This is a genomic window from Ruegeria sp. AE4 (assembly GCF_056542185.1).
Genome location: NZ_JBQFZK010000010.1, coordinates 19177 through 33443 on the forward strand (window position 1 = coordinate 19177; position 14267 = coordinate 33443).

At 57.2% G+C, this 14267-nt stretch carries 18 protein-coding genes and 1 tRNA gene; 9 read left to right on the plus strand and 10 right to left on the minus strand.

The annotated features are described in order from the left end of the window. Positions 1-4: 4 nt before the first annotated feature. The gene (locus tag ACR0EK_RS12940; RefSeq protein ID WP_480586549.1) at positions 5-343 is read left to right on the plus strand and encodes a TfoX/Sxy family protein; all 339 of its coding nucleotides are present in this window, start codon (positions 5-7) and stop codon (positions 341-343) included. Between the two features lie 12 nt (positions 344-355). After that, positions 356-1015, plus strand: a complete 660-nt coding sequence (locus ACR0EK_RS12945; RefSeq protein WP_480900339.1) for a DUF2461 domain-containing protein — start codon at positions 356-358, stop codon at positions 1013-1015. Positions 1016-1352: 337 nt separating this feature from the next. On the opposite strand, the gene ACR0EK_RS12950 is transcribed toward ACR0EK_RS12945, so the two are convergent. From ACR0EK_RS12950 to ACR0EK_RS12980, 7 genes are all read right to left on the minus strand, one after another. Beyond that, complete coding sequence (locus tag ACR0EK_RS12950) at positions 1353-1787, minus strand: c-type cytochrome (protein WP_480483825.1); 435 nt, start codon at positions 1785-1787, stop codon at positions 1353-1355. Between the two features lie 11 nt (positions 1788-1798). Continuing rightward, positions 1799-2665 carry a copper resistance D family protein gene (locus ACR0EK_RS12955; protein ID WP_480487240.1) on the minus strand — a complete coding sequence of 289 codons (867 nt, stop codon included), beginning with the start codon at positions 2663-2665 and terminating at the stop codon, positions 1799-1801. 2 nt (positions 2666-2667) lie between these two features. Beyond that, positions 2668-3009 (minus strand): copper resistance CopC family protein, encoded by a 342-nt coding sequence (locus ACR0EK_RS12960; RefSeq protein ID WP_480900342.1) that lies wholly within the window; start codon positions 3007-3009, stop codon positions 2668-2670. Between the two features lie 10 nt (positions 3010-3019). Further along, a complete protein-coding gene (locus tag ACR0EK_RS12965) occupies positions 3020-3451 on the minus strand; it encodes a c-type cytochrome (protein WP_480900344.1) in 432 nt (143 codons plus the stop codon). 96 nt (positions 3452-3547) lie between these two features. Continuing rightward, the gene (locus tag ACR0EK_RS12970; RefSeq protein ID WP_480900346.1) at positions 3548-3889 is read right to left on the minus strand and encodes a hypothetical protein; all 342 of its coding nucleotides are present in this window, start codon (positions 3887-3889) and stop codon (positions 3548-3550) included. A 783-nt stretch (positions 3890-4672) separates the two neighbouring features. Next, a tRNA-Ala gene (locus tag ACR0EK_RS12975) sits at positions 4673-4748 on the minus strand. A gap of 143 nt (positions 4749-4891) precedes the next feature. After that, positions 4892-5218 (minus strand): TIGR02300 family protein, encoded by a 327-nt coding sequence (locus ACR0EK_RS12980; RefSeq protein WP_267366159.1) that lies wholly within the window; start codon positions 5216-5218, stop codon positions 4892-4894. Between the two features lie 100 nt (positions 5219-5318). Between ACR0EK_RS12980 and ACR0EK_RS12985 the strand changes: the two genes are divergently transcribed. The 3 genes from ACR0EK_RS12985 (at position 5319) to ACR0EK_RS12995 (ending at position 7936) form a co-directional block, all read left to right on the plus strand. Continuing rightward, positions 5319-6014, plus strand: a complete 696-nt coding sequence (locus ACR0EK_RS12985) for a M48 family metallopeptidase (protein WP_480483820.1) — start codon at positions 5319-5321, stop codon at positions 6012-6014. Positions 6015-6044: 30 nt separating this feature from the next. Continuing rightward, positions 6045-6692, plus strand: coding sequence for a GntR family transcriptional regulator (locus ACR0EK_RS12990; protein WP_480473964.1), 648 nt, complete (start codon positions 6045-6047; stop codon positions 6690-6692). Between the two features lie 113 nt (positions 6693-6805). Continuing rightward, positions 6806-7936: a lytic murein transglycosylase gene (locus tag ACR0EK_RS12995; RefSeq protein ID WP_480900349.1), complete on the plus strand. Its 1131-nt coding sequence runs from the start codon at positions 6806-6808 to the stop codon at positions 7934-7936. Between the two features lie 3 nt (positions 7937-7939). Here the strand turns inward: ACR0EK_RS12995 and ACR0EK_RS13000 are convergent, their stop codons facing one another. Next, on the minus strand, positions 7940-8902 hold the full coding sequence (locus tag ACR0EK_RS13000) for an acetyl-CoA carboxylase carboxyltransferase subunit alpha (protein ID WP_267366162.1): 963 nt from the start codon (positions 8900-8902) through the stop codon (positions 7940-7942). 185 nt (positions 8903-9087) lie between these two features. After that, on the minus strand, positions 9088-9684 hold the full coding sequence (locus tag ACR0EK_RS13005; RefSeq protein WP_267366163.1) for a LysE family translocator: 597 nt from the start codon (positions 9682-9684) through the stop codon (positions 9088-9090). A gap of 73 nt (positions 9685-9757) precedes the next feature. Between ACR0EK_RS13005 and ACR0EK_RS13010 the strand changes: the two genes are divergently transcribed. Further along, the gene (locus tag ACR0EK_RS13010) at positions 9758-10210 is read left to right on the plus strand and encodes an Lrp/AsnC family transcriptional regulator (protein WP_480774195.1); all 453 of its coding nucleotides are present in this window, start codon (positions 9758-9760) and stop codon (positions 10208-10210) included. A 119-nt stretch (positions 10211-10329) separates the two neighbouring features. Beyond that, positions 10330-10908: a PA14 domain-containing protein gene (locus ACR0EK_RS13015; protein ID WP_480487229.1), complete on the plus strand. Its 579-nt coding sequence runs from the start codon at positions 10330-10332 to the stop codon at positions 10906-10908. A gap of 51 nt (positions 10909-10959) precedes the next feature. Here the strand turns inward: ACR0EK_RS13015 and ACR0EK_RS13020 are convergent, their stop codons facing one another. Further along, positions 10960-11922 carry an L-malyl-CoA/beta-methylmalyl-CoA lyase gene (locus ACR0EK_RS13020; RefSeq protein ID WP_480900350.1) on the minus strand — a complete coding sequence of 321 codons (963 nt, stop codon included), beginning with the start codon at positions 11920-11922 and terminating at the stop codon, positions 10960-10962. A 295-nt stretch (positions 11923-12217) separates the two neighbouring features. Between ACR0EK_RS13020 and dgcN the strand changes: the two genes are divergently transcribed. Continuing rightward, the gene (gene dgcN / locus ACR0EK_RS13025; protein WP_480967867.1) at positions 12218-13219 is read left to right on the plus strand and encodes an N-acetyltransferase DgcN; all 1002 of its coding nucleotides are present in this window, start codon (positions 12218-12220) and stop codon (positions 13217-13219) included. Between the two features lie 74 nt (positions 13220-13293). Beyond that, positions 13294-14259 (plus strand): N-acetyl-D-Glu racemase DgcA, encoded by a 966-nt coding sequence (gene dgcA / locus ACR0EK_RS13030; protein WP_480494738.1) that lies wholly within the window; start codon positions 13294-13296, stop codon positions 14257-14259. Positions 14260-14267: the final 8 nt, after the last annotated feature.

A 14267-nucleotide genomic window follows, 5' to 3' on the forward strand; every position in this document is an offset into this window, starting at 1 on the left:
GCCGGTGGATGAAACCCTCAACGCACGCATTCGTGACGCTTTGGCCGCGCATGTGGGCATTTCAGAAAAGCGCATGATGGGTGGCAATTGCTTTTTCTTGAACGGCAACATGCTGTGCGGGGCGCGGCGGCATAACGACGGGCTGGGCCGTTTCATGTTCCGGGTGGGCAAGGACAACGAAAGCATTGCGCTGGCGGACCCTGCGGCTCAGGAAGTGATTCACGGTGCACGCAAACTGGGTGGTTTTATCCGCGTGGATGAGAGTGATTGCGATGACGCCGCTTTGCTGCGCTGGTTACACCTTTGTCTCGAACACGCCGCAGCCCTTCCCGCGAAAGACTGAACGGAGAAATCAATGGCCAAATTTGACAGTTTCTCACCCGCAGCGCTTGGTTTTCTCAGGCACTTGCGGGCCAATAACACGAAGGAATGGTTTGCAGCCAACAAAGCAATTTACGAGACCCATTTGAAGGAGGCCAGCAGGCACTTCGCGGATAACATGGCGGATGCATTGCTTGATCTGACTGGCCAGAACCACAGCAGCAAGATTTTTCGGATTCATCGGGATGTCCGATTTTCCAAGGACAAAACACCTTACAACGCACACCTGCATATTGCGTTTATCCCTGACGGGAATGCGGATCAGCCACCGATGTGGTTCTTTGGGCTCTCACCCGATGATCTGGCGCTTGGCTGCGGGGTGTTTCAGTACGAAAAGGAAGCGTTGGATGCCTTTCGAACAGAGATGGCAGGCCCCAAAGGGGCAGAGATGATACAGCTTGCCGCTGAGATGCGAAAGCGTGGATTCCGGGTCGGGGATCCTGAATTGAAACGTGTTCCCTCCGGTTTTGACAAAGATCATCCAAATGATGAAGCATTGCGCCGCAAAGGCTTTACCGTCTGGATGGATCTGGGAAATCCCGCCTTTGCAATCGAACCAAACCTCATTGAAAGAACTATAGAATTGTTCGACGACCTCTTACCTGTTTTTCTGCTGCTTTCTCGGGTCGAGTAACCCCATCTTTCCATATGCCGGGAACATAGGCTCGATGGATATCGCCAAGGTGCCGACCTTAATCGTTCAACGCTGTGTCTGAAAAGTGAGAGATAAGTATGCAGCTTCATTTTGGGTCGCACCTGTGTGCCACGCCGCTCCAGTGTTTGCCCTCTGTTTTTTTGTTTGGATATGGTGGAGCCTGCGGGAAACGCCGCCGAACGCCTGATACACTGATCGTAAATACTATTGTAGATTTCTTGTTTGCACTGTGGCTTCTCTTGAAGTCACACTTGAAGTTGCACAACCTGCTACGGTGTACTGTGTACGTCCAAACCTTTACGAGGCCAGCTGTCTTTTACTGGTGGGGAAGGTTGCGGCTGGCCTGCATTTGCTGAACATCGTCGGGCCATGTGGAGCGTATGTAACCCAGCACGTCCAAAATATCTTCGTTAGTCAGCGTGCCCTCGAAACCCGGCATACCACTGTTGAAGTCTTTAATGCCGCGTGCTGCCAATGCGTCTGCCCCACCTAGTCTGGTGTACTCGAACAGTAGCTGGTTGTCGTGGTGCCAAGTGTGCCCTGTCACGTCATGTGGTGGCGCGGGCAACACCCCGTCATCGTTGGGTGTTTGCCAGTCAGGTTGTCCTTCCAGATTCACTCCATGGCATGAGGCACAGTGCACTGCGTAGAGTTCCTGCCCATTCGCTAGGTCTCTATCTATCAACTCATGATCTGCAGCAAGGCTCGTACCAATGCTGCATATAGCCAGTGCGCAAAGGTGATTGTTCATCTCTACCTACCTTAACTCGGAAGCGTTAGTACGCTCGTGAGTGTCGCCGTTGTCGCCAGCACCACTAATACGATTATTGCCTCAACCTCGATGGATCGGGCGAGGCGTTGCGCTGCTATTGCCTCTCCACTTTGCATGGCCGGAACAAATCGGAGCTTGTTGGCAGCGGCGAGGATCAACAGCAGTGCCACAAGAAACACCTTGATCAAAAGCGTCTGCCCGTAGCCGGTGAACAAGAGCCCTTGGAGATTGCCGACAAGCAACCAAGCCATCCACAGACCCGCCGCGACTAGCGTTGGCACAATAAGTGCAGCAGCCTGTCCAAACCTGTGCCCTAACACTGCTGCATCTGTCAGGTGTTCAGGCATGAGAGCCATACTCCGCAGCGGGCCAAATATACCCACCCAAAAGGCCACACACAGCAGGTGCAACAGCAGCAACAATTGGACGCCAACACTCTCCAGCTCCGGTACATGTCCGATCTGTGCAAAGGACCACATGGCCAATGTGCCACCCAACAGCGCGATCCATAGACCAAAGCGAGGAACAGACAGTCCCACAAGGATCAAAACTGCGCCTGAAAGGCGATAAGCAAGTACGTCGCCTACGGAGGTCTGCCAAAGCAAGCCAAGCATCTCTGGATCGACCATGCCGTCAACTCCGCCCGTTAAGGCGGCTCCTCGGAGCATGAAGCCAAATACCGTTGCTGCGAGGGAAAGCCACGCCAAGACCAAGGCTTGGCGTTTCATCGCAAGGCTTACCGGCGCGACTAGTTCGGAAAAAAGGCACTTAACGGCGACAAGCCCGGTGGACCCAGCAAAGCCGATGTAGAGCACCAGCTTTGCGAGGATTGCGACAACTCCCCAAATGTCTGGCATGCTCATTCCACGGAAAAGGAAAATTCGCCCTGCATCGCATGGCCGTCTTTACCTAAACCACGCCACTCGATGACATAGGTGCCGGTTCCATTGCCCGGCAATGGGATCGTGAACACCTGACGGAAACTTGTTTGGTCCCCCAAATCCAAGCGTATCGCCGCTTGCTCTTCATGGGCCATCTCTATCCGCGTCAGCCGGATGTCCTTGGTGAAGCTGAGGCCAATTTCGGCGGGCACAGACGTTACAGTAGCCCCGTTGGCAGGTGTCGTTTCTTCGGCCTTGGAATGCGCCAGTACCCCGCTGGGAATAGCAGCCATGATTGCGAGAGTTACGATCTTTTTCATGGTCCTGTCCTCAATTTATTCCGTTGGCACGTTGAATTTCACGAATGTACGCGATCACCATGGCAACGTCGCCTCGCGTCAATCCCTCGACCGGCGGCATGTCTCCAAACTGCCAATGATGGCTTCTTACACCTTGTGAAACCGCCCTCTGAAAGGCTTCGTCAGCGTGGTGGCTGGGCTCGTATATCTTGTGGATCAGAGGCGGTCCTGCGCCTTCTACTCCGACCGCGTTGGCGCCGTGGCAAGTAGTGCAGGAGACATCAAAGACACGCTGACCGATTACAGCATTGCCCTCAATTGACGGCATCTGAATTGCGACCATAGCATCGCCTTCAAGTGCCTCCTGCGGCGTAGTCTCTTCGATTGAACCGGGCCGAAGGGTTATGAAAGCGGCGACGGCAGCGACGGTGCATACGCCGACTAGTAAGTAACTTTTTTTCATGGATTGGTCCTGACATTTTGGAAGCTTATAGTGCTGCGGTTCATTGCGAACAGCGGCACGCGCAGGTCGCAGATGTTCGCAAGGATTCACGCTGCTTCAAAGGTCAGGGGGCTTGTATGGGTTATCCGGTTCAATCGGCTTGGCTTGAGTTCCAATCTGAAATTCTGGATCAATTTCACGTTGATCCTGCGAGGCTTCTCCGTTCTGGGCGAGCAAAACAACGGCTTGGCAGATAGAGGGATTACACTCACCGGTTCCTGAACTGTCCGGGTCATGGTCGCTGTTTGGGGCCGAGTTATCGATGCTATTTTTTGCCACGGAAGCGTGTTTCGTTGATTGCATTTGGCTTTCACAGTGAAGGCCGATGCAGCCATCTGATAGCGCATGAACAACGGTGCCAAAACCGGTCAGGGTGACCAGAACGCTGACTAGTAGCACAATTGAGTATCGTCGGATGACCATGGTTCAGGACGCTACTGCAGTAGACCAAGCATGACAACGCCAGCCCTTTGGTTTTTCGGATCACGACCAGCTTTTATTCGGACAATTGATTGAAGCTTCCCCTTTTCCTAGACAGCAACACGAGAAGGACCGTCTTAATAACCCCCTAACTGCAGTGATGTGGACGACGCTGTGGATGTGCGATGACCTGTGTCATAGCGTCGATTGCCAAATTGTTAGAAAGGTGCTTCGCACATGGATGAGAGCCATAGCATAAATACATCCCGGATAGCGGTGACGCTTTTGGCCGTACTAATAGCTATTGCCGGATGTACGGGCAGGCATCACCACGGTGACTGGCACGGCCATGGTGTAGAGGGTTGCTATGCACCCCACCATGACGCTATCGGCGAAGCTCGTTGTGGGGCGTTTGAGTAAGCTACTTAGCAAAGGCGCACTCGCAAACAACCAGTCTAGCCAGTTTATGTTTGGTGATCACGAGGCCGCTGTTGATAGTGAACAGCCTCATCTGACTGGTCCAGTTTGATTGTTAGTGCATCGTCGGCCTCTGATCCGTTGGAATGATGTTTTCCGGGGCTGGTGGGCGACAGATCAATGCACTGCCCGACGTTTGGTGCTTGGTCTTGTGCCGGGCAAGGGCCAACGGAAGTAGTAGATGCCGTGTCGGGACAGAGAGAGATATGCATACAGCTTCATTTTGTGTCACACCTGTGTGTCACACCGCTCTAATGCTTGCTATCTGGTTGTATTGTTAGGTTTTGGTGGAGCCTAGGGGAGTCGAACCCCTGACCTCTTGCATGCCATGCAAGCGCTCTCCCAACTGAGCTAAGGCCCCATCATTGTACCATCGGTACGGTGGACGGACGTTTAGGAGACAGCGGCAGCGAGTGCAAGTCCAAAGTTTGAATCGGGCGCGAATTTTCACCCGGGCTGCTCCTCAGGTGAAAAAGGCGACCCTGGGGATCGCCTTTTACTTGGTCAGTTGTCGTCGTCTGATGACATGTCGGTGATGTCGTCCAGAGAAACATCATCATTGTCGTCATCATCATCGTCCAGCAGATCGTCATCCAAATCCACGTCGACGTTGTCATCATCGTCCAGAACCAGATCGTCATCCGCCGTGTTTTCACGTGCTTTGACCGAAGCTGCGTCTTCTGCATCCGCCGAGATCATACGGCTTTTGGATGTTTCAAGCTCCACGATCTCGCCAGTGTAGGGGCTGATGATCGGGTCCTTGTTCAGGTCGTAAAACCGCTTACCGGTTGTCGGGCAAACACGCTTTACGCCCCATTCTTCCTTGGGCATGTCAAATCCCCTTGATATCAGGTGAGTCGTCTAAATGATTCAGCTCACCTGCCACAGGCAGAGGGCACTGTCAAAGTCTTTGCGCAAGAGAGGTCGCGATATGGGAGAGCACGCATTGCCAGGGACACCGCCGGTGCCACTGAGATTGCGCAAATCGGCTCGGGCGCGGCGTATCAGCCTGCGAATCTCCCAGCTGGATGGGCGCGTCACGTTGACTTACCCGAATGGCGTGCCGGAATCTGAGGCCTTGAGTTTTGCGCGCACCAAAGAAGGGTGGATCCGGCAGCATCTTCAGGGTCGGCCCGATATGACCACCGTGCAGTTTGGGCAAGTGATCCCGATCGAAGGGAAAGCGCGCCGAATCGTTCCTGCAACCGGGCGGCGGGTTCTTCTGAATGCAGATGAGGTTGCCGTGCCCACAGGAGCCGAGGCCCGCAGGTTGGGCCGGTTCCTGAAGGAACTGGCGCGGGACCGGTTGACCGGAGCCTGTGATGATTATGCAGCCATGCTGGGGCGTTCGTACACGACACTCAGCCTGCGTGACACGCGGTCGCGTTGGGGGTCGTGCAGCTCGCATGGCGGATTGATGTTTTCGTGGCGCCTTATTCTGGCGCCTCCTGATGTGTTGCACTATGTTGCGGCGCATGAGGTGGCACATCTTGCCGAGATGAACCACTCACCTGCCTTCTGGGCGCAGGTCGAAAAGATATTTGGCCCGTATAAGCCGCCCCGCCGCTGGTTGCGCGACAACGGGGCCGAGTTGCATCGCTACAGATTTGATACCGAGCCGAGTTGACGTGGCGCCTTTTTGTGATCACATGAGCATATGTTGACCGCGCGCCCTTCCGAAACCCAGACCGCAACACATGACCGGGTGTACCGGGCACTGCGATCCCGGATCATGCATGGTGAGATGGCACCGGGGCAGGCCCTGACCCTGCGGGGCATCGGCAAGGAGTTCGGCGTCTCAATGACCCCGGCGCGAGAGGCGGTGCGCCGCCTGGCCGCAGAAGGGGCATTGTTCCTGTCTACATCGGGCCGGGTATCGACCCCGGAGCTGACGAATGACCGGATTGAGGAACTGGCTGCCTTGCGCGCCTTGCTTGAGGTCGAACTGGCAAGCCGGGCCTTGCCCAGGGCACACATGGCCCTGATCGATAGGTTGCAGAGCATCAACATGACAGTTGCCGAGATGGTGACCAAACGGGATGCGGTTGGCTATATCCGTTCGAACCTGGAATTTCACAGAACCCTGTATCTGCGCGCTCAGGCTCCTGCGATGCTGGCCATTGCCGAAACTGTCTGGCTGCAGCTTGGGCCGACGATGCGGGCTCTTTACGGACGCCTCAGACGCGCAGAGCCGCCACATTACCACAAGCTGATCATCGCCGCGCTTAAGGCCGGGGACGAGCCGGGATTGCGGCTGGCAGTGCGCTCGGATGTGACACAAGGGCTGCGTTTGCTGGTCAGCTGAGCGGCTTCCTGCCGACATCGTCAAAGCGCCCTTCCAAGGTGTCACTGTTCTGGCCTGTGCAACCCGGCTGGGTTACTCTTGCGGCAAATCACAAACAAGAGCAGACCCAAACCATGATCACTCGCCGGACCTTTTCCATTTGCCTCGGATCAACGCTTTTGGCCGCCTGCACGGGCGGTGCCGCTCCGTCCGGCACGCCTGCAACCCGGATGCGGGCTGTTCCCAATGCCGGGTGGGATGCCTGGGTTGCCGGTTTCAAGGGCAGGGCAGTGTCGCAGGGGATTTCCCGGACAACCGTTGACCGCGCCTTTCAGGGGGCCGGGTATTTGCCCGACGTAATCGAACGCGATCGAAATCAGGTCGAATTCAAGCGCAGCCTCGAAGATTACCTAGCCATCGCGGCGTCGGACGAGCGGATCAGCACCGGCCAGCAGATGCTGCGGCAACATAACGGCACTCTGTCGCGGATCGAGGCGCAATATGGCGTGGATAAGGAAATCGTCGTGGCCGTCTGGGGGCTGGAAAGCCGCTATGGCGCGCGCCGCGGTGATGTGCCCGTTGTATCGGCGCTGTCTACGCTGGCTTATGATGGCCGACGCGGGCAGTTCTTTGAAAGCCAGCTGATCGCGGCGATGAAAATCCTTCAGAATGGCGATACCACGCCCGCTAACATGACTGGCAGTTGGGCCGGGGCGATGGGGCACACGCAGTTCATTCCGACCTCGTATCTTGCCTATGCCGTGGATTTCACCGGCGACGGGCGGCGCGACATCTGGTCAGACGACCCGACAGATTCGCTGGCTTCGACCGCTGCTTATCTGTCGCGCGCAGGTTGGGTGCGGGGCCAACCCTGGGGCGGAGAGGCCGGAACCGTTTCCGGTACTCCGGTGGCCATATTGCAGCCGCAAAAACCTGGCCCCCGCATCGCCGTGTTCCGCAATTTCCAGGTGATCAAACGCTACAACAACTCGGACAGCTACGCGATTGGTGTCGGTCATCTGGCGGACAGGATCGCGGGCGGCGCGCCGTTTCAGGCCTCGTTCGGACCGGATGCAAACGGGCTGACACTGGACGACCGCAAGGAATTGCAGCGCCGCCTGACATCTGCGGGGTATGACACGCAAGGTGCAGACGGCGTGATCGGAAACAACACCACCACAGCCATCAGCGCGTATCAAAGCGCCAATGGTCTGCCCGTGACAGGTGAGCCTTCGGTTGCGTTGTTGCGCAGGTTGGGTGGCTGACGGTTACGCCGCCAGCCCTTTAGATCCGATATCAAGGAATTTCTGACGGCGGTCTTTTATCAGGGCCGCCCCATCCTTGCCGTCCAATTCCGCCAACATGGCGGTGATGGCCGCGCGCACCGACTCAACCGTAGACGGGCGATCGCGATGTGCGCCACCCTTGGGTTCCGGGATGATCCGGTCACATACGCCCAGCTTGTGTAAATCCTGAGCGGTTAAACGCAGCGCCTCGGCCGCTTCACGCATCTTTTCGGCATCTTTCCACAGGATCGATGCGCAGCCTTCTGGCGAGATCACCGAATAGACCGAATGCTCCAGCATCGCCACACGGTTAGCGGTCGCAAACGCCACAGCGCCGCCCGAGCCGCCTTCGCCGATGATGACCGAAACCAGCGGCACGCCGATTTTCAGGCACATCTCGGTCGACCGGGCAATCGCCTCGGATTGACCGCGCTCCTCGGCTCCTTTGCCAGGATAGGCACCAGCGGTGTCGATCAGGGTAATGACGGGCAGGCCAAAACGCCCCGCCATCTCCATCAGGCGCACGGCCTTGCGATAGCCCTCGGGGCGGGCCATCCCGAAATTGCGTTCGATCCGCGACTTGGTATCGCTGCCCTTTTCGTGGCCGATCACCATCACCGGCTGATCGTTAAAGCGCGCAAGACCACCGATAACGGCCAGATCGTCGGCAAAGTTCCGGTCACCAGCCAGCGGTGTGAACTCGGTGAACAATGCGTCCACGTAATCCTTGCAATGCGGGCGTTCCGGGTGACGCGCCACCTGGCACTTCCGCCAGGGTGTCAGGTCGCGATAGAGTTCATCCAGCAGCTTGGAGGCTTTGGCATCCAGCGCGGCGGCTTCTTCGGCCACATCCATTTCTTCGTTGGCACGGGCCAGCGCGCGCAGCTCTTCAGCTTTGCCTTCGATCTCGGCCAGCGGTTTTTCGAAATCCAGATACTGGGTCATGACGCCTCATCTGCGTGAATTTTCCTAGCTATATGCCGCTGGCTGGCCTCAGATGCAACTAGATGACACGGAAGCGGCATCTTTCATGTCAAAAGCCGTTGATCAGATTAAGAGATTCGTTTGCTTGCCAGCACATTCCCGACATGCCCAGCAAAACAATCACTGAAATCGACCATTGAGGAAACTCACCCCGGCCAAAGCACGGGATAGAGCGAAACCACAAGCAGCACAGCCATTGTCCAGTTGAATACGACCAATCGGCGCGGGTTCGTCAGCATCCGGGCCATCTGCTGTCCCAGAACGGTCCATGTGCTGACGGACGGTAAGTTGACGGCTCCGAAGACAAACGCAACGATGGCAATCGCATACATCGTCCGATCTGGTGTATAGGCCGTGGTGGCGGTCAGGGCCATGGCCCAGGCTTTTGGGTTTACCCATTGAAACGCTGCGGCTTGCAGAAATGTCATGGGCACGCCGGTGGCTTCGGCGCTGTTTGCCGGCGCGGCATGCGCGATCTTCCAGGCCAGATAGAGCAGATAGATCACCGACAGGACTTTCAACACCGTATAGCTGACGGGATACCGGTCAAAGACCTGCACCAGACCGGCCCCGACAAGCAGCACCATGAAGGTAAAGCCAAGCCCAATGCCCAACATATGCGGGATCGAGCGTCGGAAGCCGAAATTCGCCCCCGAAGCCATCAGCATCAGGTTGTTCGGCCCCGGTGTGATCGAGGTTACGAAGGCAAAGGCGATCAGGGCCATCAGGATGTCATAAGTCATGGAGCGAAGTATTGTCCGCGCTGCGGCAAATGAAATTGCTTTTTTGTGCGTGTTTCCTGTAATTGTGCAATCAATGATGAAGAATGACCGGATAAACCGCCAGATATTGCAAGAGCTATCTCGCGACGGACGGATCAGCAATCTGGATCTGGCCGAGCGTGTGGGCCTTTCCCCTTCTGCTTGTCTGCGCCGCGTGCAAGAGCTTGAAAAGACCGGGGTGATCACGGGGTATCGCGCAGTTCTGGACCCGGCGGCGATGGGTATCGGCTTTGTCGCCTACATCGGTGTAGGGCTGGGCGAGCATACGAAGGCCGCGCAGGAGGGGTTTGAACGCGCGCTCCAACAAGCGCCGGAAGTTGTTGAGTGCCACAACATCACGGGAACAATCGAATACTTGCTGCGGGTCGAATGTGCAGACCTGCCGTCTTACAAGACCTTCCATACCGAGGTGTTGGGAACGCTGCCGCATGTCACCTCGATCACATCCTATGTGGTTATGGGTTCGCCCAAGAATTTACGGGCGTGACGTCTTGAATTGTGAAGGCACACTCACTTGCAGGGCGAAAACTCACGGCCTAATGTCGTGGAAATGACGTTGCCAGTGGATATGCACAGCCATAACGGCACGCAAACAGGGAGATTACGATGAAACGCGTTCGAACAGTGGCGGCCGCAGTTGCCTTGTCAGTGGTTGCCGGGGCCGCCTTGTCTGCCCCGCTGAAACTGCAACCTGCCAACCCGCAGCCTTCTCCGAAGGCGGGGCTGAATGTGAAATACATTGGCACGGGCAATCAACACAAGAAGATCCGCGATCTGAGTCAGGCAAAAAGCATGCTGTCCAAAGCACAGCCTGGGCAACCGTTGCAGGGATTGGATTACAGGGACACCAATCAGGGTGACAATGTCATGACATTCGACGGAGCTTACAATGTTGCCGCCGAGATTACGGGATATATGCGGTTCGACTCGCCTGGGGTTTACGAGTTGGAAACCTGGTCGAATGACGGGATAGAAGCATTCGTCGGAGGCCAGAATATCGGCTATGTCACGGGTATTCAGGGCTGCGAGGCCAACCAGCGGACCGAAGTCGAAGTGCCCAAGGCCGGGTGGTACCCGCTCAAGATCATCTATTTCCAGAAGCTTGGAACATCCTGCCTGATGATGAAGTCGGGTAAAAAGGGCGAAAGGTTCACCTGGACGCCGAATGCTGTCTTTGGGCGGTGACGCCAGAAAACACCTGAAAAAGGCGCCAGGGCAGGCGCCTTTTTTTGGTTCTCAGCCGTTGGCCGCGATCAGTTCGGCCTGTGCCACGATTACCTCGGCCTGCTTGATCGACGCGATGTCGACCAGACGTCCTTTGTAAACTGTCGCACCTTCGCCATTGGCTTTGGCCTGTTCCATCGCGGTGAGAATTTCTCGGGCCTCTGACACGGCTTCTTCTGATGGGGTGAACACCTGATTGGCCAGCGCGATCTGCTTGGGGTGGATCGCCCATTTACCGACCATGCCCAGCGTGGCCGAGCGTTTGGCCTGCGCAATGTACCCCTCGTCATCGCTGAAATCACCGAAGGGCCCGTCGACTGGCAGCACGCCATGGGTGCGGCACGCGGCAACGATGGCGGCCTGTGCCCAATGCCATGGGTCGGACCAGTGTTTCGCACCCGCGTGCAGCATATAGTAATTTTCCTGCGTGCCACCGATGCCGGTTGTCTGCATCCCCATCGAGGCAGCAAAATCCGCAGCTCCCAGGCTCATAGCCTGCAAACGGGGCGAGGAGGCCGCGATTTCTTCGACATGGGCGATGCCAGCTGCGGATTCGATGATAACCTCGAAGCTGATCGGTTTGGCACGACCTTTGGCGCGTTCAATGGCAGTGACCAGTGCGTCTACCGCATAGACATCCGCCGCGCAGCCGACTTTGGGGATCATGATCTGATCCAGACGGTCGCCCGCCTGTTCCAGTACATCGACAACGTCGCGATACCAGTACGGGGTGTCCAATCCGTTGATGCGAACGGACATGTATTTGTTGCCCCAATCCACGGTGTTCAGTGCTTCGATGACATTGGCGCGGGCCGCATCCTTGTCCGAAGGTGCAACCGAGTCTTCAAGATCGAGGTTGATCACATCTGCGGCGGATGCTGCCATCTTCTGGAACAGTTTGGTGTTCGATCCCGGGCCAAACAGCTGACAGCGATTGGGGCGCGCCGGTGCGGCAGGTTGGATGCGAAAGCTCATCTGGACCTCGTCTGAGTAATGAAATTACGATTTTTCTGCTCAATGAGGTATTAAATTGCGTGGTGCGGCGCAAGAGCGATTGTGCATCTGCGGCAATGCGGTTGCAGAAAGCGGCTTCAAAACTGCCCGACCGGGGCGATTAAAGTTTAATCATTTTGAAAACTTCGAAGATTTTTGCGCATATTGCGAATATTGCACAAGAAACTCGCGCATAGGTCGTGGTTGACGGGCCAAAACGCGAAGCGCTCGTTTTGCCGCTTCTCTAGCCTGCCCCGGAATCAAAGGAGTGACCGCAATGATCGAGACACCGTACCTGCTGTTCCTGGGCGATGCGCCCGACCAATTAGCGGCCAAAGTGGCTGTTGGGATCAAGGACTGGCGTCCGGAAAACGCCGTGGGCCAGTATCGAATGGATGGCTGCAAGGCCGATCTGGGCCTGACTGACATGACCCTGACCGAAGCGAAAGAAGCCGGAGCCAAGACGCTGGTGATCGGCGTGGCAAACCGCGGCGGTGTGATCAGCCAGGACTGGAAAAAGGTTCTGGTTATGGCGCTTGAGGAAGGGTTCGACCTGGCCTCGGGGTTGCATAATCTGCTGCGGGATGAGCCCGACCTGGTAGCGGTTGCCGAAGCAACAGGACGAAAACTGCACGATGTACGGGTGCCCGAGATCGATTACCCGATCGCAAACGGGATCAAACGCAAGGGCAAGCGGTGTCTGGCCGTCGGAACAGACTGTTCGGTTGGCAAGATGTACACCGCGCTGGCGATGGACGCCGAGATGCGTGAGCGCGGGATGAAATCGACCTTCCGCGCGACCGGCCAGACCGGCATCCTGATCACCGGTGACGGTGTGCCGCTGGACGCAGTCATTGCCGATTTCATGGCTGGTTCGGTCGAATGGCTGACACCGGACAATGACGAGGATCACTGGGATCTGATCGAAGGGCAGGGATCATTGTTCCACGTATCCTATTCCGGCGTGACCATGGCGCTGATCCATGGCGGCCAGCCGGACGCCCTGATCCTGAGCCATGAACCGACCCGTGCGCATATGCGCGGCTTGCCAACCTATCAACTGCCAACATTGGAAGCCCTGCGCGACACCGCGCTGGCGCTGGCCAAGGTGGCAAACCCGGATTGTCAGGTTGTTGGCGTTTCGGTCAACACCCAGCACATGTCCGAGGCAGACGCGACCGCCTATCTGGCCAAGATCGAAGAGGATATGGGCTTGCCTGCGACCGACCCGTTCCGTTTTGGTTCGGGCAAGCTGGTGGACGCGCTGGCCGCAATATGATCTGAACAACGCGCCGGTGGCGGACTGTTCCGCCTCCGGCGTGAGTATTTGGGAAAAGATGAAGGAGCGGGTGCGTGCAGATTGAGGTTTCTCGCGATGTGTTCCGGCTGGCGCAGGTCTTCACCATCTCGCGCGGGTCGCGGACCGAAGCAAAGGTGCTGACGGTTCGGGTTTCGGACGGAAGCCATCACGGCTGGGGCGAATGCGTTCCTTACGCGCGTTATGACGAAACGCTCGAGTCTGTTGAGGCTGAGATTGCCGGTCTGCCCGCGGATGTCACCCGCCAGACGCTGACGGATCTGCTGCCCGCAGGCGCCGCGCGGAACGCCGTGGATTGTGCCCTGTGGGATCTGGAGTGCAAACGTGTTGGCAAGCGCGCCTGGGACCTGGCGGGTCTGCCCAAGCCCGGCCCCGAAATCACCGCTTATACATTGTCGCTGGACACCCCCGAGGCAATGCAGGCGCAGGCCGCCGGGAACGCGCATCGCCCGCTTCTGAAGATCAAGCTGGGCACGCCCGATGATATGCCCCGGCTTGAGGCGGTGCGCGCCGGTGCTCCGAATTCCAAGATCATTGTGGATGCAAACGAAGGCTGGTCGGCCGAGGTTTACGCCGACCTCGCGCCGCATCTGGTGCGGCTGGGCGTGGCGTTGGTGGAACAGCCCTTGCCCGCAGGAGATGACGACGCATTGATCGGGATGAAGCGCCCGGTGCCAGTCTGTGCTGACGAGTCCTGCCATGACCGCGCCAGCCTGCCCAAGTTGAAGGGCAAATATGATGTCATCAACATCAAGCTCGACAAGACCGGGGGCCTGACCGAGGCGCTGGAGTTGCGCAAAGCGGCGATAGCCGAAGGCTATGACATTATGGTGGGATGTATGGTCGGCAGCTCGCTTGCCATGGCACCTGCGACATTGCTGGCGCAGGGTGCGATGGTAACGGACCTTGACGGCCCGCTTCTGTTGGCCGAAGACCGCGACACCCCGCTGGATTTTGACGACGCCGGAGTGCACCCGCCTGCGGCCGCACTTTGGGGTTGAGGAGACGA